The sequence below is a fragment of the Pseudomonas sp. IT-P260 genome (assembly GCF_949768395.1).
GTDB classification, from domain to species: domain Bacteria; phylum Pseudomonadota; class Gammaproteobacteria; order Pseudomonadales; family Pseudomonadaceae; genus Aquipseudomonas; species Aquipseudomonas parakoreensis.
Genome location: NZ_CATKPO010000003.1, coordinates 181,332 through 196,665, shown reverse-complemented (window position 1 = coordinate 196,665; position 15,334 = coordinate 181,332). Strand labels below are relative to the sequence as shown.

Annotated in this window: 16 protein-coding genes and 2 pseudogenes; 12 read left to right on the top strand and 6 right to left on the bottom strand. The window is 59.3% G+C overall.

Going from position 1 to position 15,334, the window contains the following annotated elements; all coding sequences use genetic code 11:
- Together ACM6HV_RS02875 and ACM6HV_RS02870 are read left to right on the top strand one after the other, a co-directional pair.
- Window positions 1–237: pseudogene (locus ACM6HV_RS02875) on the top strand (hypothetical protein); the annotation flags it as partial.
- Between the two features lie 219 nt (window positions 238–456).
- A complete protein-coding gene (locus ACM6HV_RS02870; protein WP_145595653.1) occupies window positions 457–897 on the top strand; it encodes a thiol-disulfide oxidoreductase DCC family protein in 441 nt (146 codons plus the stop codon).
- Window positions 898–917: 20 nt separating this feature from the next.
- On the opposite strand, the gene ACM6HV_RS02865 is transcribed toward ACM6HV_RS02870, so the two are convergent.
- Complete coding sequence (locus ACM6HV_RS02865; RefSeq protein WP_414903464.1) at window positions 918–1,409, bottom strand: DUF2269 family protein; 492 nt, start codon at window positions 1,407–1,409, stop codon at window positions 918–920.
- A 2-nt stretch (window positions 1,410–1,411) separates the two neighbouring features.
- Complete coding sequence (locus ACM6HV_RS02860; RefSeq protein WP_414903462.1) at window positions 1,412–2,527, bottom strand: saccharopine dehydrogenase family protein; 1,116 nt, start codon at window positions 2,525–2,527, stop codon at window positions 1,412–1,414.
- Between the two features lie 190 nt (window positions 2,528–2,717).
- Here ACM6HV_RS02860 and ACM6HV_RS02855 point away from each other — a divergent pair, with 190 nt between their 5' ends.
- Entirely contained in the window at window positions 2,718–3,839 is a 1,122-nt protein-coding gene (locus tag ACM6HV_RS02855; protein WP_414903460.1) for an SMP-30/gluconolactonase/LRE family protein, read from the top strand.
- Window positions 3,840–3,984: 145 nt separating this feature from the next.
- On the opposite strand, the gene ACM6HV_RS02850 is transcribed toward ACM6HV_RS02855, so the two are convergent.
- Window positions 3,985–5,064 carry an SDR family oxidoreductase gene (locus ACM6HV_RS02850; RefSeq protein ID WP_414903458.1) on the bottom strand — a complete coding sequence of 360 codons (1,080 nt, stop codon included), beginning with the start codon at window positions 5,062–5,064 and terminating at the stop codon, window positions 3,985–3,987.
- 74 nt (window positions 5,065–5,138) lie between these two features.
- Between ACM6HV_RS02850 and ACM6HV_RS02845 the strand changes: the two genes are divergently transcribed.
- Both ACM6HV_RS02845 and ACM6HV_RS02840 read left to right on the top strand, forming a co-directional pair.
- On the top strand, window positions 5,139–5,531 hold the full coding sequence (locus tag ACM6HV_RS02845) for a MerR family transcriptional regulator (protein ID WP_145595648.1): 393 nt from the start codon (window positions 5,139–5,141) through the stop codon (window positions 5,529–5,531).
- A 184-nt stretch (window positions 5,532–5,715) separates the two neighbouring features.
- Window positions 5,716–6,276, top strand: coding sequence for a fasciclin domain-containing protein (locus ACM6HV_RS02840; protein WP_414903455.1), 561 nt, complete (start codon window positions 5,716–5,718; stop codon window positions 6,274–6,276).
- Between the two features lie 65 nt (window positions 6,277–6,341).
- Here the strand turns inward: ACM6HV_RS02840 and ACM6HV_RS02835 are convergent, their stop codons facing one another.
- Complete coding sequence (locus ACM6HV_RS02835) at window positions 6,342–7,574, bottom strand: NADH:flavin oxidoreductase/NADH oxidase family protein (protein WP_414903453.1); 1,233 nt, start codon at window positions 7,572–7,574, stop codon at window positions 6,342–6,344.
- Window positions 7,575–7,913: 339 nt separating this feature from the next.
- Between ACM6HV_RS02835 and ACM6HV_RS02830 the strand changes: the two genes are divergently transcribed.
- Together ACM6HV_RS02830 and ACM6HV_RS02825 are read left to right on the top strand one after the other, a co-directional pair.
- Complete coding sequence (locus ACM6HV_RS02830) at window positions 7,914–8,651, top strand: type 1 glutamine amidotransferase domain-containing protein (RefSeq protein ID WP_145595646.1); 738 nt, start codon at window positions 7,914–7,916, stop codon at window positions 8,649–8,651.
- Between the two features lie 97 nt (window positions 8,652–8,748).
- Window positions 8,749–8,922 (top strand): annotated as a pseudogene (locus tag ACM6HV_RS02825) (acetoacetate decarboxylase (ADC)); the annotation flags it as partial.
- An 82-nt stretch (window positions 8,923–9,004) separates the two neighbouring features.
- Here the strand turns inward: ACM6HV_RS02825 and ACM6HV_RS02820 are convergent.
- Window positions 9,005–9,484: a MerR family transcriptional regulator gene (locus ACM6HV_RS02820; RefSeq protein WP_414903451.1), complete on the bottom strand. Its 480-nt coding sequence runs from the start codon at window positions 9,482–9,484 to the stop codon at window positions 9,005–9,007.
- Window positions 9,485–9,557: 73 nt separating this feature from the next.
- Entirely contained in the window at window positions 9,558–10,253 is a 696-nt protein-coding gene (locus tag ACM6HV_RS02815; RefSeq protein ID WP_414903449.1) for a tRNA (adenine(22)-N(1))-methyltransferase, read from the bottom strand.
- Between the two features lie 278 nt (window positions 10,254–10,531).
- Between ACM6HV_RS02815 and ACM6HV_RS02810 the strand changes: the two genes are divergently transcribed.
- The 5 genes from ACM6HV_RS02810 to ACM6HV_RS02790 all read left to right on the top strand — a co-directional run bounded on the left by ACM6HV_RS02810 (window position 10,532) and on the right by ACM6HV_RS02790 (window position 15,295).
- Window positions 10,532–11,230 carry a phytanoyl-CoA dioxygenase family protein gene (locus ACM6HV_RS02810; protein WP_414903477.1) on the top strand — a complete coding sequence of 233 codons (699 nt, stop codon included), beginning with the start codon at window positions 10,532–10,534 and terminating at the stop codon, window positions 11,228–11,230.
- Between the two features lie 48 nt (window positions 11,231–11,278).
- On the top strand, window positions 11,279–11,440 hold the full coding sequence (locus ACM6HV_RS02805; protein WP_414903447.1) for a DUF2986 domain-containing protein: 162 nt from the start codon (window positions 11,279–11,281) through the stop codon (window positions 11,438–11,440).
- Between the two features lie 67 nt (window positions 11,441–11,507).
- Window positions 11,508–11,858, top strand: a complete 351-nt coding sequence (locus tag ACM6HV_RS02800; RefSeq protein ID WP_414903475.1) for a GNAT family N-acetyltransferase — start codon at window positions 11,508–11,510, stop codon at window positions 11,856–11,858.
- A gap of 70 nt (window positions 11,859–11,928) precedes the next feature.
- Window positions 11,929–12,765 carry a PhzF family phenazine biosynthesis protein gene (locus ACM6HV_RS02795; RefSeq protein WP_414903445.1) on the top strand — a complete coding sequence of 279 codons (837 nt, stop codon included), beginning with the start codon at window positions 11,929–11,931 and terminating at the stop codon, window positions 12,763–12,765.
- A gap of 148 nt (window positions 12,766–12,913) precedes the next feature.
- Window positions 12,914–15,295, top strand: coding sequence for a DUF3772 domain-containing protein (locus tag ACM6HV_RS02790; RefSeq protein ID WP_414903443.1), 2,382 nt, complete (start codon window positions 12,914–12,916; stop codon window positions 15,293–15,295).
- The last annotated feature ends 39 nt before the right edge of the window (window positions 15,296–15,334 follow it).

Below are 15,334 nucleotides of genomic sequence, written 5' to 3'. Positions count from 1 at the left end.
GCTTTCGTCTCAACCGAGGCGCGCATTCTACAGCAGCCTCATTTGCTGTCAAGTGATTATTTTCAGAAGCTTTCGAAGAATTCTTCAACAACTTCAACCACTTGCGCTTCCGATCTCTCGTTAGCGGGAGGCGAATTCTACAGCGTTACACGCTGCTGTCAACACCTCTTTTTTCAACTTCCTTTTGGCTTCGATGAACTGAAGCAACTCACTGCCGAAAACTTCGTAACTCATTGAACCTCAAGGAGTTTTCCGTTTCGACTGCGCCGGAAGTGGGGCGAATTATAGAGACTCAGAATCTGCCGTCAACCGTTAATTTCAGTTTTCTATCAATGCACAGAAAAGCCTGCTTATATATAGACGCACCGTCAGCGGATGCGCAGCATACGGTCCATCACCTGAAACAATTTCCGGTGATGCTTCACAATGACAGCCCAACTGCCTGGATCGTCCCCCATGCCCGATTCCCGAATACGCCCCACTCCAGCCCCCTTGCTCAATCCAGGCGAGACCGTGGTGTTGTTCGACGGCGTCTGCAAGCTATGCAACGGCTGGGCGCGTTTTCTAATTCGTCATGACAACAAGCAGCGAGTGCGCCTGGCGGCAGTGCAATCGCCAGAAGGTCAGGCGTTGCTGGCATGGGCCGGTCTCCCGGTCGACGAGTTCGACACGATGGCGGTGATCCGCGACGAGCATTACTGGGTGCGCTCCGATGCGTTCTTCGAAGTGATTGCACAACTGCCGGCTCGTTGGTCGCCGGTCAGGCTTCTGCGAGTTTTCCCACGAGCACTCAGAGATTGGGCCTACGACCGCGTGGCACTGAATCGTTATCGGATCTTCGGCAAGTACGACACCTGCCTGTTGCCCGACCCCGATCACGACCGTCGCTTCCTCTAGTCGCCAATGTGAATGCTCCGCTACAGCATCAACTGCAGCCATTGCCCCGGCGTCATCTTCGTCACCATCATCAAGACAATCACAAACATCCCGAGAAACCCGCAAACGCCCATCCAGAACCACTGTCGATAAACAGCCCGGTAATCAGCATCAACCCCTGCCCCACATTGCACCGCGTCCGCCGCCATCCCTTGCAAACGTTTCTGCAGCAACAGCACCGGCAGCCAAAGCGAGCCCACTATAAAGAACAGGATCAGCGACATCAGCACCCAGTCCGTGGTCAAGGGCAACCCGGAAAGCCTTGTCAGCCAGTAACCCGTCGCGATCTGGATGAAGCCCGCCGGCGTGGTGATCCAGGCGTCATAGCGCACCACCATTTTCGCCACATGCGCGATCACTTGTGGATTGGCCGTACGGCTGGCGGCAATCAGGTACAGATAGGAACCCATGCCGAAGCCGAAGAGGAAAATCGCAGCGATGACATGCACGTACTTCACGCTCAGATAAAGCATGCTCACCACATCCCGTCAGAGAACATCACAGACAGGCCAAGATTCTGCGGATCGTTGATCGCTGCCATGTATTCGTCGACGCTGATCTCACCGACACAAGGACGGGCACCCGGTTCGGGCAGGTAACCTCGGGCGATCTTCGCGGCCAGAGCGACGGCAGCACAACTAGGGATCTCCGGCCCCTTGTCATTCAGCGCGGTCAGTTGCGCCGTCATCGACAACGGCAGGTCGTTCATTCCGACACCCCGCACATCTATATACATCGCACTTTTGCCATCACCGAAACGCTCAAACCATGTCCCCCAGCGATGCAACCTGGCGGCCCACACCCTGTGGTCACGCACCAGCCCTTTCCTCATCGCCAGCGCAAACAGATAATTGGCCACGCCGCCAAGCTTGAGGCCAGCGCCAGCCTTGAAACTCAACGTGTGCGCACCAAACCGGCTGGCAAAGATGTCCATGTCCGGTACATCAACATTGGCCAGCGCACGAGTGCCCAGGTTCTGCAGCTTGCGCAGGGTCAGGTCTTCCCAGCCCATCACCTCATGCACTTGACCATTGCGCAGTTGGCGGATCGGTTTGCCCGCATACGCCAGCACCCCCTCGATCGTCGACAACCCCGGCATTTTCGCTGACGAGGAAATGCCGTGCTCGATCGAGTCGATGCGTTTGAAGCGATGGCGCTGCTCATCGATGATCGCCGACGACAGCGTCGGCACCGAACTGCAACCACTGAGGATAGCGACACCGGCCTCTCTCGCTCGGGCATCGAGTACGCCGATGCCATTGACGAACGTCCGGCAGTCCGCCAGATCGCAATAGTTGACGCCCGCTTCGATGCAGCTTTCGGCCACCGCATAGGATTGCCCCTGAAACGGGCCGCCCGTGTGAACCACCAGTTGAATATTCATCGCACGCAGAGCAGCGGCGAACCCGGCGCCCATCGCATCACCACACCAGCTTTCGCAGTTCGCCCCCAATTCAGCGACCTTGCGCTCCAGCTTCTGCGGATCGCGCCCCGAGATCGCCAGTTCGATGCCCGGCATGTCGATCAGATGCCGACAAACGATGCTGCCAAAGTTTCCATACCCGCCAACTACCAACACCCTGAGTGCCATCAACGCTTCCCTGAACAATTCAACAACTGCCCCGTAACCGGGTTCGGCGCAGCTTCCCTGATATCACCCCGCCGGGCAAGACAGCATCGGTAAGAGTTAGCGCCATGGCGACCATATCAACTTGTACGATGTCTTATCACAGGGTATTACTACGCCTCCTCAACAAAAATAAAACCACGGAGATCGCTACATGGAGTCATTCCTGTCCGCCAAGCCTGAAAGCCTTGATCAAACGAAAGGCAATACCCGCCGCAGTTTCCTGAAAAAGTCGCTCGCTGTTTCCGCCACGCTCGCCACCGTCGGCAGCGCCGCACTGCCCCGCTTCTCCGATGCCGCCGAACCCTTGAGTCAGCGCTACCCTGATCCACTGATTCACATCCTCGACGACAGCTTCCTGGATCTGCGTATTTTCAACGCCAGTGTTGAAAAACTCGCCACCGGCATGCGCTGGGCCGAAGGGCCGGTGTGGGTCGGTGATGGCCGCTATTTGTTGGTCAGCGACATCCCCAATAATCGCATCATGCGCTGGGACGAAATCACCGACACCTTCACCGTGTACCGCGAACATTCAAACTTCTCCAACGGCATGTGCCGGGATCGCCAAGGGCGTCTGATTGTTTGCGAAGGCTCCACCACCACTCGCGAAGGGCGCCGCATCACGCGCACCGAATACAATGGCACGATCACCGTGCTGGCCGACAGTTTCGACGGCAAGCCCTTCAACTCACCCAACGACATCGTCTGCAAAAGTGACGGCTCGATCTGGTTCACCGACCCGCCATTCCAGACCGGCAACAACTACGAAGGCCACAAAGTCACCCCGAGCCAACCCCATGCCGTGTACCGCATCGACGGCGAGAGCCAAAAAGTCACTCGGGTAATCGACGACCTCAACGGCCCCAACGGCCTGTGCTTTTCTCCCGATGAAAAGACCCTGTATGTCGTCGAAGGTCGCGCCAAGCCCAATCGCCTGATCTGGGCGATTGCGGTGAAAGACGACGGCACCCTGGGTGAACGCCGCAAGCACATCGAAGGCTTGGACTATGCCGCGATTGACGGCATCAAATGCGACGAAGCGGGCAACCTGTGGTGCGGCTGGGGCGGTAATGGTGATCCCAAGGCGGACCTGGAAAAACTCGACGGCGTGCGTGTTTTCAATTTGCAGGGCAAGGCCATCGGGCACATTTCGCTGCCAGAGCGCTGCCCCAACCTGTGCTTCGGCGGACGCGAAGGCAATCGACTGTTCATGGCCAGTAGTCACTCGATCTACTCGTTGTTTGTAAATACGCGAGGGACTACGTTTGCGTTGTAAAAACGACGCCGGTCTCGCAACAGTTCCGTGAGTAGCGAAACAAGATCCTGCCGCGCATCCGAGGCTGCGCGGTGACGATCCTTGTCGCTGAATGGTCGTTCGATAGCATGCCGCCCTGTATCGACGGCGCCGCCCAAGGGAGACGTCAGAGTGCCTGGCCCTTGGCTATGTAATACGCGTTGACGAACGTTGCCGTGTGCTGCAAAGCCTGACGTATGTCCGGTTTGACTATTCGATGCCTGTTGGCAAACTGCTCGACCGCCGCGGTGTTGAAACGAGTGGTCTGGATAAAGTCCAAGGCTTCGGGTTTTGTATTCAAAAACCACGCGACCGGAGGAATACTCAGTAGCCATTTCAGCAGTCGAAGTGAAATGTGATGCTTGGGAGACTTCAAGCCCAAAGGTTTTGCCACCTGTGCCAGGAGTTCTCGCAAGTTTGGCGTTTGGTCATCAAGCGCCAGCAGCTCCTGGCCCACCATGGCAGGATCAAAAGCACAAACGGCCACCAGCTCGACCAGATAATCCACGGTGACCAATGGCAGCCAGTGCTCGGCGGTACCGGGCACTGCAGTCATCTTGCCCTGCACCAGGTTGCGTATCAGCGCCACCAGCGGCTGACCGTCAAGGATATGCCCAGTGCGGCTGTGGCCACAGACCGTCGCAGGGTGGACAACGGTCATCTCACCACCCTTGGCGGACATGACCTGCAGGGTCGCAAAATGCGCCTCCAGCTTGCTTGCCTCGTAACCACCGACACGCCGGTAGACGGCGGGCCAGTTCGTCAACTCCGGCTGACGAGGATCAATGCCGATGCGTTGCAGATGTTCATGATTGTTCAGCATGTAGCCGCCGATCATCACTAAACGGCTTTTTTGCTCAGCCGCCAACAGCGCCACACGCTTTGCCCCCTCCACATTCACCGCGCGAGAATGCTCCACCGAAAGCCCCCATGCGAAGTGGGCGCCCAGATGGAATATGACGCTGGCGCGCCTCAGCACGTCCTGATCAGCCAGGCTCAGCCCGAGATTGTCCTGCTCCAGATCGCCGGCCACGGCAAATACCCGTGTCGCGCACCCGCCTAAACTATCAACTTGCTCGCGCAACGCAGCCAGCCGCTCCGGGCGACGCATCAACACCCGAAGGGTGTGACCTTTTGCACTCAGGTTCGCCAGCAAATGTTGACCGATGAAGCCGGTACCCCCCGTGACAAAGCACTCCACGCTCATTTCCCTGCTCCTTGTTGAAGGTGAGAAATCCAGCGTAAAGTATCGACCCAACTCTACAGTCAAGCGGTGTTTTCATGAAAATCGGCGAACTCGAGGCTCGCAGCGGCGCCAGCCGTCATACCTTGCGTTACTACGAGCAGATCGGCCTGATCTCACCGCTGCGGCAAACCAACAATTATCGTGTCTATACCGAGCAAACCCTGCAGGATCTGGACTTTATCCAGCGCGCGCAAAGCATGGGATTTTCCTTGGGGGAAATAGGCGAGATTCTGGATGCGCAGCGCAACAAGCTGATCGATTGTGCTGACGGCGCGAAGCTGATTGAAAAGAAGATGGCCGAAATCAAACAGAAAATTGCCAACCTCCAAAGCATTCATCGGTATCTGGATGTAGAGCGTGCGACCCTCGAAGCGAGTGCTGCCAGGCAACTTGAGCTTCAACAGTTGCGCGATGCTGCCAATCATTGAACCTACGGCACATGCCTTGGGGGGCCTGCGTCTGTCGTCATGGATATCTCCTGTGGACGAGTGCCTGCGCATCCATGCCCAGATGAAAAACCAAAATTTTCTCTCTGCTCTGCATCCGTTTCACTCCCTGCTCCGTACATTCAACACCCTCATTCGAAGGGTCGAAGAATCAAGGAGACGCACCATGCACATGCTCATCAAACGCCTTGCTGTCGCTTGCTTCACCCTGCTCTGCCTCGGCGCCGGATCCAGCTTTGCCGCCGATACCGTGATGGTTGGCGGCGCGGCCATGTATCCGACGAAGACCATCGTCGAAAACGCAGTCAACTCCAAGGATCACACGACCCTGGTCGCTGCGGTCAAGGCCGCCGGGCTGGTGGATACGCTCAACAGCAAGGGCCCGTTCACGGTCTTCGCTCCTACCAACGAAGCCTTCGCAAAACTGCCCGCCGGCACGGTCGATACCTTGGTCAAGCCTGAACACAAGGCGGACCTGACCAAGATCCTGACTTACCACGTCGTGGCCGGCACTCACACTGCCAAACAGCTGATGGACGACGCCAAAATGCACGGCGGCAAAGTGATGCTGAAAACCGTCCAGGGCGAATCGCTGACCGTGATGTTGCACGAAGGCAAGCTGTGGGTACAGGACGCCAAAGGCGGCAAGGCGGCCATTACCATCGCGGACGTCATGCAATCCAATGGCGTGATTCATGTGGTCGATACGGTGCTGATGCCGAACTGACCGGTTGACGTAGGCGGGCTCTCGTCAGAGCGTCCGCCTACGTCACGATTGAAATGCCTTGCGACTCACGCCGAACGCTTTTCCACCCAGCGCCGATATTGCCGAGTGCGAAACGCCATGCCGATCTGCTGCAAAATCAGCGCGCGTAACGGTGACACCCCCGGATCAGGCTTTTTCGCCCGACTGAGTTTACCCAGCTGAAACTTCACCACCGCCATGTTCGCCAAGGCGGCAACGGCCTTGTTTTTCCAAGTGATCGGCGGCAATTGCGGGGCGTTGTCCTTGCCCTGCTGCCAGTCGCGCGGCAGGTGCGGATCGATGGCCAACGCGGTGCCGATGCCGACCATGTCCACACCACTCTGCACGACGCTTTCGGCCACCGGGCGACGACGAATGCCGCCCGTGACCATCACCGGCATTTTCGCAACGGTCTGGATATCCCGGGCAAACTCGACGAAATAGGCCTCACGAGCCAACGTGCGACCATCGCGCGCCTCACCCTGCATGGCCGGGACTTCGTAGCTGCCGCCGGACAGTTCCACCAGATCCACGCCCAGATCGTTGAGCAGCTCGACAACCTTTTTCGCGTCGTCAGCGGTGAATCCGCCGCGCTGGAAATCGGCAGAATTAAGTTTCACCGCTACGGCAAACTCTGCAGAAACCACTGCCCTGACTGCCTTGACGATCTCGACCAACAACCGCGCACGGTTCTGCAGAGAGCCGCCCCACTCGTCCGTCCTTTGATTGGTCAGTGGCGAGAGAAACTGGCTCAACAGATAGCCATGAGCGGCATGGATTTCCACCCCAGTGAAGCCGGCCTGTTCACCGAGGCGTGCGGTGTGCGCAAAGCGCTGGATGACATCCTCAATCACACTGACGGTCATGGCGTGGGGCGTGGCGAAACGCTTGGACAGTTTGCCCAGGTCCAGCGGCACCGCTGACGGCGCCCAGGTTTTCTGCCCGAGGTTGGACTGCATCTGGCGCCCCGGATGATTGATCTGCAACCAGAACTGCGCACCGGCAGAACGGCCGATCCGCGCCCAGCGCTTGAACTTGTCGTGTTGCTGATCATCCTGCAGCACCACGCCGCCCGGCCCGGTCATGGCGCGGCCGTCGACCATCACATTGCCGGTGATGATCAGCCCGGCACCGCCATCGGCCCACGCCTGATACAGACGCATCAATTCTGCGGAGGGTGCCTGGTCGGCGTCCGCCATGTTTTCTTCCATGGCGGCTTTGGCGATGCGGTTCTTGATGGTCGAACCGTTGGGTAAGGTCAGGGGGTCGAACACGTTCATGGAGCAGTCCTCAACTGGAGATGAGGCCACCATAAGATTGAAGTCAACTTTAAGGTCAATGACTTTTTTCAAGGTGATTTCGCTGACTCATGCGCAGGCTCCATAGGAACTGATAGCAGCGTTATTGCCTTGCCCAATCAGCTTCAGACGCTAGCGTTAACGTCAGGTTGAGGCTCAAGTAAAAGTCCGATGTCATCAGCAAACATTATTCGCAGCAGCGGGGGTTGACCTTAAAGCGAGGTTTAAGGTGAGCATGCGCTGACCTGCTTGCTCGATGGACCCCGGAAGATGCTCAAGACCCTTGTTTCCTTTGCCCTGCTATTGATAGGTGGTGCTTTCATGACGTTTGCAAATGCTGAGTCGGCGGCTATCAAGGATCGCCAGATCCTGGTGATCATGACCAATCACGCCAGTTATCCCTCTCGAACCGATACCACCGGGTTGTGGTTGACCGAGCTGACCCACTTCACCGATGTGGTGGAAGCTGCCGGCTACACCACCGTGTTTGCCAGCCCCAAGGGTGGCGCGGTGCCTCTGGACGAACGCAGTCTGGGCTGGTTGTACATGGACAAGGCTGCGCGGGAGCATTTGCAGTCGCCTGCGTTCCGTGCGCGCCTGGCCAATACGTTGCCGATCGCCGAGGTCGATCCGTCCCGCTTCGGCGCCATCTACTTCACCGGGGGCCATGGCGTCATGTGGGACTTTCCCGAAAACCCTGACCTGCGCCGTGTCGCCGAAACCATCTACAACCAGGGCGGCATCGTGTCGGCCGTGTGCCATGGCGTAGCGGGTCTGCTGGATCTGAAAGACAGCCAAGGCCAGTTGATCATCAAGGGTCGAAACATCACCGGTTTCTCTGACCGCGAAGAGCTGCTCTCGGGCATGAAAAATCAGGTGCCGTTCTTTCTTGAGGACCGCTTGGTGAGCCAAGGCGCGCGCTATCGCAAGGGCTGGCTGCCGTTCACTTCGTTTGCCATTACCGATGGAAGGCTGGTGACTGGCCAGAACCCTCAATCGCCCAAGGCCGTGGCTGAAGCCGTGATGGCGGTGCTCAGCGCCGGTGAACGAACGCGCTGAATCTTTTTGTAGTGCCTACCCACCGGAGAAAGTCCGATTGAAAGTCGCGAGCGCCGTTTTAACAGGATTGCTGATCACCACTTTTGCCAACGCTGCGTTGGCGGAGACACCTGAAATGCCCGATCTGACCGAGACCACCACCATCGACATTGCCGGCCATTCAGTCCCCGTCGTCAAGGGTGGCCTGTATGACCGCTTTCGCTCCAATCCGCCGTTGTCGGTGATTGCCGCCGAAGTCCCGGGCGTTGATTTGAGCTGGTTCAAGGGAATACTTCCCTGAGTTCCAGAGTGCGCTCTATGCGCCAAAACCGCTTGCCACGCTGGTTGGCAAGCGCTGAAAGCTGTAACGCCCGTCAGGCTCTGGATGCCTGACGGGCGTTTGCTTTTCTTGCCGCCGCTGTTGGCTGCTTGTCGGGCGCAGAAGCCACGCCTTCTTCGCACAGCCGTTGGATCAGCCTCTGCGCATTGTCCGCGCACGCCATCCCCGCAGGTTTTCCCTCGATCCCTTTGATGACCAGCAGCAGTTGTTCCTTGTTCTGCGCCAGCCGTTGCTGCAGCACCTCGATTTCATCGACTTTTCGCTTCAAGCCACTGAGCAACTGGTCGTGCTGCCAACCGCTGGCATTCATCGGCATCAACTGACGGATTTCCTCCAGGGAGAATCCCGCCGCCTGCGCGCCGGTGATGATCTGCAATACCCACTGAGTGTCAGGTGCGTAATCGCGATAGCCATTGGCTTTGCGCGCGACCGAAGTGATCAACCCGCTCGCCTCGTAAAAACGAATACGCGAAGGCGCCAGTCCGCTGATTTTCGCCAGTTCACCGATTCTCATGTCCGACTCCGCAAGCACGTTAACCTTGAAGCTGACTTTAAACCTGAAGGAGCGCAAGCGCCAACACGGCAGATCAAGCCAGCAACTCAGTGATCCACTGAGTCTGTCGCGAAATCTCTTCCAGTTTTTCCTCGGGCACTTCCTGGCGCGCCTGTTTGAAACTGGTCAGGGTTTTCTGTCTCTGCCGTAAGAGACGCTGCCACTTGGCGATGAATGCCGGGCTGCGTGCTTGCATCAGCAACGGGCCGAAGTACAACTGTTCGGCGCTGTAGCTCACCGGGGCGCCGCGCTCGGCGACGATGATTTCGTAGAAGAAACGGTTTTCCTGCAGCACTTCCTCGACGAGGATGCGGTAGCCGTTGTCCATCAGCCATTGGCGCAGGGGTTGCTCGCCGCCGTTGGGTTGCAGGATCAGCCGCTCGTGACCGCGCAGACGCGCCTTGCCGCTGTCAAGAATGTCGCGAATCGTCTCGCCGCCCATGCCGCACAGGCTGATCGCGGAAATCTCGTCGTCCGGCTCGATCGCCGCCAGGCCACTGGCCAGACGCACAGTGATGAACGGCTGAAGATCGTTGTCGCGCACCGTGCGCACCGCGGCGTGAAACGGCGTCAGCGCCACCTCGCCGGCCACCGCCGCAACGATGGCGCCACGGCGCATCAGAGCCACCGGCAGATAGCCGTGATCCGAGCCGATATCCGCCAACCGCGCGCCAGCCGGTACATGCGCCGCCACCCGCTCCAGTCGCATGGACAATGTGTGTTCGTTCAACTGCCGCCCTCTTCCCCAGCCATCGCCGGCACTGCTGGCCGGACAAGGGGCGCGACTCTAGCGGGCGGTGGCGGGTATTTCAAATCCGGACGCGCGCGCCGGTGTTCCGACGTAGCCTCGATGCAGAGGCGCATGCGTCGGCTATCCTGATTGCAACCGGTCTACGAATCTGCGCGCAGCCCTGTCTCAAAACAACACATGCACTCTTGGATAAGATCAATCTTGAACACAGCCCTCGGCGCGCTGCTGACCAGCGATTTCCTGACGTTACCGAAGCCATGATCGAGCGCGAGCAACTTCACCGGCAAGGTTACGCGCTGCTGCGCGATGCGATCCCGGGGAAGTGGCTCGCCTTCCTGCGCGCGGTATTCGATGCGAATGTGCAAGCATCGGAACACTGGCCGGTACCGCGCGGTATGGACTGGCGCCATTCGCTGCTGGACCTGGATGCAACGGTGCAAGCGGTCTGTCGCCTGCCGCAGGTACTGGCGGTGGCAGGCGAGCTGATTGGCGAACGCTTCTTCCTGTCCCAGGTCGAGGGTCGCGAACCGCTGGCCGGTGGCGGCCATCAGCAACTGCACCGCGACTTGTCGATTCAGCGGCCCGGCGACATGGTCAACGCCATCGCCTTTTTCGACGACTACGGCCCCGACAACGGCGCCACGCGCATCGTCCCGGGCAGTCACCGACCTTCACCACAACAGCCACCATTCGACCCCAATGACGAGACTGCTGTCGTGCAGCTTTCAGGGACTGCGGGGGACATTTTGCTGTTTGACGTCGATCTGCTCCACGCGGGGAGTCGCAACGTGAATGGCGCACGTCGGCGCTCTATTCTGATCAACTATTGCGCGCAGGCGCTGTATAGGACGCAGCTGGAAACAGCGGGCTTGCGCGGTGTGCGAATGGACACCCGTGAGCAGTTTGATCCCGCATCGCTGCAACAGGCTCGCCAAATGGCTGCGACCCGGATTTAATGCGCGCTTGATGGGCACATGCCCGGCTCCACTTCACCGAGTAGAAACATGAACCGCCAAAAGAAACTGCAGCAGTTGTTCAAGGAAAAGGCCAAAAAAGCCAGCGCCAAACTGGCGCCGAAAAAGCCCAAATACATCAGCAAGGCCGACCGCGCAAAGATGGCTGCCGAAGCGGCCGCCGAACCGGTTGAGAGCAGCGAAAACGCTTGATAAAAGCGCCGAAATGTAAAAGGCCAACACCCCATGAAGCCACTGGACCTGACGCGTTTCCGAAAAAATATGGGGCTGGGATGAGAAGTGGCAACGGGCAAATTTCACAGCGGAATTCGCCTGCGCAGCCACTTCGGTTATTGAACAAGATGGCCGGATTGTTGGATACGTGCAGATTCTGGATAAAGAGGATCGAATCCAGGTTCAGAACATCGCAATTTCGCAGGCGTACCAAGGCAAGGGCATTGGCTCGCGCATGCTGAGGAACCTCCAGCTGCAAGCCGCTGCCCGCAAGGTGCCGTTGCAGTTGGGCGCTTTTCGCACGAACACATTGGCGCAGCAGCTCTATGAACGACTGGGCTTTCGCCGGACTGGCACAACCGACACGCATATCGAAATGTCATGGACCGGCACCTGACATTCAGCAGCCGTGATCCGAATCCATGAGCGTAAAAGACCTTCCCTGACTCAACCTGTAAGGACATTCAATGCCACGCTCGCTGCAGTTCGAACAAGTCGACGTATTCGCCGATCACCCCTACGAAGGTAATGCGCTGGCCGTGGTGGTGGATGCTGATGGGCTGACGACCGAGCAGATGCAGGCGTTCGCCCGCTGGACGCAACTCAGTGAGACCACTTTTCTGTTGAAGCCCGAGGCGCCGGACGCGCACTACCGTGTCCGTATCTTTACACCGTTGCGAGAGCTGCCCTTCGCTGGGCATCCCACGCTGGGCAGCTGCAAAGTGTGGCTCGCGCAGAACGACAAGCCTGAGCAGGTCGAGATTATTCAGGAGTGCTCGGCGGGCTTGATTCGGGTACGCAAACAAGGTGCGCAACTGGCGTTCTCCGCGCCACCATTGGTGCGCAGCGGGCCGCTGGAGGCATCGACGCTCAACCTGATTGAACAAGGACTCGGCCTCGCCACCGGGCAGATCCGCGCGAGCCAATGGGTCGATAATGGCCCGGGTTGGGCGGGCGTGTTGCTGGCGAGTCGCGAAGACGTGTTGGCGATCAAGCCTGATTACGCGGCGCTGCAGGGGCTGAATGTCGGGGTTATTGCGCCGTGGGCGGGTCACGACGCTGAAACGGACGTGGAAGTCAGAGCCTTCATGGGCGAGGAATGCGCCGAGGACGCCGTCACCGGCAGCCTCAATGCGAGCCTGGCTCAGTGGCTGATCGGCTCAGGCATCCTTGGCGACCGCTACACCGTGAGCCAAGGCACCGCCATCGGCCGCCGCGGCCGATTGCACATCCAGAACGTGGACGGCACCGTCTGGGTCGGCGGTGCCGTTCAGCACTGTATTTCCGGCCGGGTGGTGTTTTGATGAGCCATGGATGCCAGGCTGCGGCATTATGAGGACAACCACAGCAAAACACGCACGCCCCCGCCCTGCTAACCGGAAATTTTCCGCCGTGCCCGGTTCGATCACCTAACCTCATAGATTGTGTGATCAACGAGAACCGGCCCCTCCGATGCGCAACACATTGAAGTCATTGTTTTTTGTCGCGCTGACCGTGCTCGCTTCGGGCGGTTCGCTGCTGTGCGCGGCGGATTTGCCGGCGCCCTCGGCGACCACTACGGCACCGCTGGTGGAGGTCTCGCAAAGTGATCTGCAAGCCTTGCAACTGCGTCTCGACGGCCTGAAGCAGCAGATTTCCGCCGCCAACAATTACAACCAGCTCGAAGGCCCGCAGGACCGGGTGCAGACCTTCATTCTGGATGTCGATCGGTTGTCCGCATCGTTGTTGCCGCAGCAGGCGCAACTGGCGGTGCAACTGGGGGTGCTCGGCGCCGCACCGGATACGCAGATTGCCGCCGAACAGGCGGAAATCGCCGCACAACGGGCGTTGCTCAGCGAGCAGAAAAACAAGGTCGATGCCACGCTCAAAAGCCTTGCCGCGCTCAAACAAAGCGCAGCCGAGCTGATTACACAAATCGCCGGCATCCGCCGCACACTGCTCGAAAGCGAACTGACGCTGCGCACCGACAGCATCCTGAGCCCGGACTTCTGGTCGCCATTGGTCGCGCCGGAGCCGGACGACCGCCAGCGCCTGAAGTTTTTCATCGATCAGGTGAACCTCACCTGGGCCACCGTCTGGGCCCCGGGGGAACGGTTTTTCACCTGTGTGCTGGTGCTGCTGGCGCTGGCTTTCTGGACGGTCGGTCGCCGACTCGCCGAACGTGGCCTGACCTGGCTGTGCATCCACCGCATGCCGGAAGGTCGCCTGCGTCGCAGCGCGCTGGCATTCGCCTCGGCGCTGGCGACCCTGGGCACCACAGCCATCGCCCTGCATCTGCTGTTCTATGCCTGCACCCGTCACGAACCGCTGACGCCAGTGTTGCAGACTTTTTCCGAAGAATTCGAAAAAGCCGTCTACGCCTGCGTCCTGATCACCGCGTTGAGCCGCGCACTGCTGTCGACCCAGCATCCTTCATGGCGGCTGCCGGCGATGGCCGATTCGGTGGCGTTGGCGTTGCGCCCCTATCCGAGGATTCTCGCCGCCACCCTGCTGGTGCTGGTGACGCTGGTGCAAGTCAGCAACGCCACCGGCATGAGCAGCCAGATCGTGATCGCCCAGCGTGGGGTGATCGCCATCGTGGTGATCGTGATTCTGGTGCCGTTGCTGTTGCGCGTCGGCAAAGTGCGCAAGGCGTTGATCAGCGCCAACGAACCGGAGGCCGCCAGCACGTTCGCCGGAGCGATCTACAGCATCGCCACGGTGTGCATGGGCGTGTCGGCGGTGGCCTTGCTCACCGGCTACGTGTCGCTGGCCCGCTTCATCACTTTTGAGCTGGTATGGGCCTATATCGTGCTGGCCGGGTTCTATTTACTGGTGCAGGTGGTCAAGGACGCCTGCGAGTACCTGTTCTCGCCGCGCTACTCGGCGGGCGAGACGCTCAAGCAGACCCTGGGCCTGGGCGACCGGCGGCTGGAACAGATTTCGATCGTGCTGTCCGGAGCCAGTCGCGCCGGGCTGTTGCTGCTGGCGGTCATCACTTTGTTCGTCGGCGGCATCGGCACCACGTTCGGGCAACTGACCAGCAATGTCCTGGGCATTCTGGGTGGTGCCGGCTTGCGCAAGCTGAACATCGTCCCCGCGCATCTGATCAATGCCGTGCTGGCGCTGCTGATCGGTATCTACCTGATCCGCGCCCTGCGCCGCTGGCTCGACAACGAATTCCTGCCCAAGACCGACATGGATCCGGGCATGTGCGCGTCGTTGAGCACGCTGTTTTCCAACATCGGATATGCCACGGTCATCCTCCTGACGCTGTCGTCACTGGGCGTGCGCTGGACCAATCTGGCGTGGATCGTCAGTGCGTTGTCGGTGGGGATCGGTTTCGGCTTGCAGGAAATCGTCAAGAACTTCGTCTCCGGGCTGATCCTGCTCACCGAGCGCCCGGTGAAGGTCGGCGATCTGATCAGCATCAGCGGTGTCGAAGGCGATATCCGCCGGATCAACGTGCGCGCCACGGAAATCCAGCTCAGCGACCGCTCCATCGTGATCGTGCCCAACTCACAACTGATCTCGCAGAACCTGCGCAACGTCACCCTCGGCGGCAGCGCCCAGGGGGTGGCGAGCCTGGAGCTGATGTTCCCGCTGGACATCGACCCGGAACAGGTCAAGGAACTGCTGCTGAACACCTACCGCGAAAACGAAAACATCCTCGACAAACCGGCGTCGTACGTACGCTTCAGCAAACTCTCGCCCGATGGCATCACCTTGACGGTGACGGGCTATGTCGGCAGCCCACGGATCGTCGGCGGAACCAAGAGTGATCTGCTGTTCGAGATTCTCAAGCGGCTGGGGGATGCGGGGATTGCGCTGGCGAAACCAGCCTCCGCCCCATAATAGGCTCGCCCACCTGTGGGAGCGAGCCTGCTCGCGAAG

Excerpts from the sequence above, each read along its gene's own strand:
- ACM6HV_RS02810 (WP_414903477.1), top strand. The coding sequence starts at position 10,532 with ATGATCGAGCGCGAGCAACTTCACCGGCAAGGTTACGCGCTGCTGCGC.
- ACM6HV_RS02840 (WP_414903455.1), top strand. The coding sequence starts at position 5,716 with ATGCACATGCTCATCAAACGCCTTGCTGTCGCTTGCTTCACCCTGCTC.
- ACM6HV_RS02860 (WP_414903462.1), bottom strand. The coding sequence starts at position 2,527 with ATGGCACTCAGGGTGTTGGTAGTTGGCGGGTATGGAAACTTTGGCAGC.
- ACM6HV_RS02795 (WP_414903445.1), top strand. The coding sequence starts at position 11,929 with ATGCCACGCTCGCTGCAGTTCGAACAAGTCGACGTATTCGCCGATCAC.
- ACM6HV_RS02855 (WP_414903460.1), top strand. The coding sequence starts at position 2,718 with ATGGAGTCATTCCTGTCCGCCAAGCCTGAAAGCCTTGATCAAACGAAA.
- ACM6HV_RS02835 (WP_414903453.1), bottom strand. The coding sequence starts at position 7,574 with ATGAACGTGTTCGACCCCCTGACCTTACCCAACGGTTCGACCATCAAG.
- ACM6HV_RS02865 (WP_414903464.1), bottom strand. The coding sequence starts at position 1,409 with ATGCTTTATCTGAGCGTGAAGTACGTGCATGTCATCGCTGCGATTTTC.
- ACM6HV_RS02790 (WP_414903443.1), top strand. The coding sequence starts at position 12,914 with ATGCGCAACACATTGAAGTCATTGTTTTTTGTCGCGCTGACCGTGCTC.
- ACM6HV_RS02820 (WP_414903451.1), bottom strand. The coding sequence starts at position 9,484 with ATGAGAATCGGTGAACTGGCGAAAATCAGCGGACTGGCGCCTTCGCGT.
- ACM6HV_RS02830 (WP_145595646.1), top strand. The coding sequence starts at position 7,914 with ATGACGTTTGCAAATGCTGAGTCGGCGGCTATCAAGGATCGCCAGATC.
- ACM6HV_RS02845 (WP_145595648.1), top strand. The coding sequence starts at position 5,139 with ATGAAAATCGGCGAACTCGAGGCTCGCAGCGGCGCCAGCCGTCATACC.
- ACM6HV_RS02850 (WP_414903458.1), bottom strand. The coding sequence starts at position 5,064 with ATGAGCGTGGAGTGCTTTGTCACGGGGGGTACCGGCTTCATCGGTCAA.
- ACM6HV_RS02870 (WP_145595653.1), top strand. The coding sequence starts at position 457 with ATGCCCGATTCCCGAATACGCCCCACTCCAGCCCCCTTGCTCAATCCA.
- ACM6HV_RS02805 (WP_414903447.1), top strand. The coding sequence starts at position 11,279 with ATGAACCGCCAAAAGAAACTGCAGCAGTTGTTCAAGGAAAAGGCCAAA.